This is a genomic window from Arhodomonas sp. KWT (assembly GCF_010993615.1).
Genome location: NZ_WNXE01000336.1, coordinates 1 through 2,083 on the forward strand (window position 1 = coordinate 1; position 2,083 = coordinate 2,083).

Annotated in this window: 2 protein-coding genes; both read right to left on the minus strand. The window is 72.2% G+C overall.

Annotation, left to right across the window (positions count from 1 at the left end):
• Window positions 1–1,232, minus strand: a 1,232-nt coding sequence (locus G7A99_RS18615) for a 2-oxoacid:acceptor oxidoreductase family protein (RefSeq protein WP_163142992.1), incomplete at its 3' end; no start/stop codon positions are given.
• 119 nt (window positions 1,233–1,351) lie between these two features.
• A partial coding sequence (locus G7A99_RS18620; RefSeq protein WP_163142995.1) for an MFS transporter occupies window positions 1,352–2,083 on the minus strand: 732 nt, incomplete at its 5' end.

Here is a 2,083-nt window from a genome sequence, read left to right on the forward strand (position 1 = left end):
CTCATGGGGGAGACGCCGTCCTCGGTGACGCGGTAGCGGCGGTAGTCGTTCGCCTCGCCTTCCGAGGGGGTGCGCCGCGCGGTATCGACGTCCCGCAGCGCCGGCTCGGGCACGATGGCGCGGCCCTGGCCCATGGCCTGGTCGCTGAGCACGAGCGCCGGTGTCTGCAGGGCCTCGCTCAGCGAGACCGCCCACTGGGTCGCGTTGATACAGTCCGTGACGCCGTTCGGCGCGACCACCAGGTGCGGCGCGTCGCCATGGAGGCCGTGGACCGCGATATCGAAATCCCCCTGCTCCGACTTGGTGGGGATGCCGGTGGACGGCCCGCCGCGCATGACGTCGACCACGACCATCGGCGTTTCCGAGGCCACGGCAAGCCCCAGCGTCTCGGTCATCAGTGCGAGCCCCGGACCCGAGGTGGCGGTAAGCGAGGGTGTGCCGCCGAAACTCGCGCCCACGCACATGTTCGCCGAGGCGAGCTCGTCCTCCGCCTGAACCAGACATCCGCCGACGCGCGGGAGCTGCGGTGACAGCCATTCAAGCACGTCGGTGGCGGGCGTGATGGGGTAGGCGGCAACGAAGCGTACACCACCGCGCAGTGCCCCCAGGCCCGTGGCCTCGTTACCGCTGATCAGCCAGCGCGGGGTGTGCGCGGCGGTCAGTGGCTCCGGCGGCTCACCGAGGGTGGCGGCCGCCTCCCGGCCTTCCTCCAGGCAGCGCAGGCCGCTGGTCACCGCCGCCTCGCCGCGGCGGGCGAGGGTCTGGTGTACGCGGGCCTCCAGGGGCTCCACCGGCAGGCCGGCGAGCGCGGCGAGCACACCGAGGGCGATCATGTTCACGCGTCCGCCCTCAATGCCCTTGGCCATCTGCTTGAGCGCCACTTCAGCGGTGCGTGGTCCCGCACCGGCTATGGGCGCCGGCAGGGGGCCGGCGTCCGGGTCGTGGAGCACGAGGGTGCTGGCGTCGATGGGTATCTCGGCGGCGAAGCGTTCGATGTTGCTCCAGTCGAAGGCGAGCACGAGGCGGTAGGTGTCCGGCGGGGCCTCCACCGGCCGGGATGACAGGCGCAGCAGCGCTGCGGCCTCGCCGCCGCGGATCTGCGGGCCGAAGGAACGGGTCATCAGGCCGTACCAGCCGGCGTCGCCGGCCGCGGAGAGCAGCAGCTGGCCGGCGGTCATCACGCCGGTGCCGCCACTGCCCATGATCGCCAGTGAGATGGAGCCGTCGGGCATGGGAGGAACTCGCTAGAGACGGGTGACTCCGGCATTCTAGCGGGCATGCACGAGGTCAACTTGATCTGGCGCAAGAGTGCCCGGAAAGGCCCTGCCGCGGCGCCGTTCGGGTGCCCCGGTCAGGCCGTTTGCGCCTGCGGGGCGCGCTCGCGGGTCAGCGCTACCAGGATCGTGCCCGCGATGCTCCAGGCGAGCATCAGCGCGAAGCCCTCGGTATAGGCGTGGAGCGGATAGATGTGCGTCCCGCCGCGGAGCGTGCCGTCCCAGTTCCAGTCAAGCACCACGCCGATCGCCGGTTGCAGCAGCATGGGCGCGATCAGCACGCCGGTGTTCACGACACCGCCCACCGTGCCCGCGCATTCCGCCGGCACTGCCTCCCGGGCCTGGGCGAAGCCGATGATGATACCGCCGGCGGCGAACCCGGCGAGCGCGAGTACCGCGGCGAGAGCCATCGGCGGCAGCGCCGGTATCAGGATGACCGCCGCCCATGCTGCGGCGGATGTGGCGAAGGCGGCGATATACAGGGGGCGGCGGCGGCCGAGCCGGTCCGAAAGGGCGCCGAGCAGCGGGCCGCCGAGGGCCCAGGTCACCAGCAGCAGGGTGCAGTAGCTGGTGGCCACGGTGCGGCTGAAGCCATAGTGCGTGACCAGGAACGGTACGCCCCACAGCCCGGCGAAGGTCAGCACCGGTCCGGCCAGTCCGCCGGGAGCGAGTGTGAGCAGCCAGGTCTCGCGGTAGCGCAGCACGGTCGCGAGGCTCTCGCGGGCGCCGGGGCCGTCGCCGTGGGCCACCGCGGCGTGGCTGCGATAGCCCGCCGGCGCGGGATCGTCGCGGACCACCCACCAGATCGC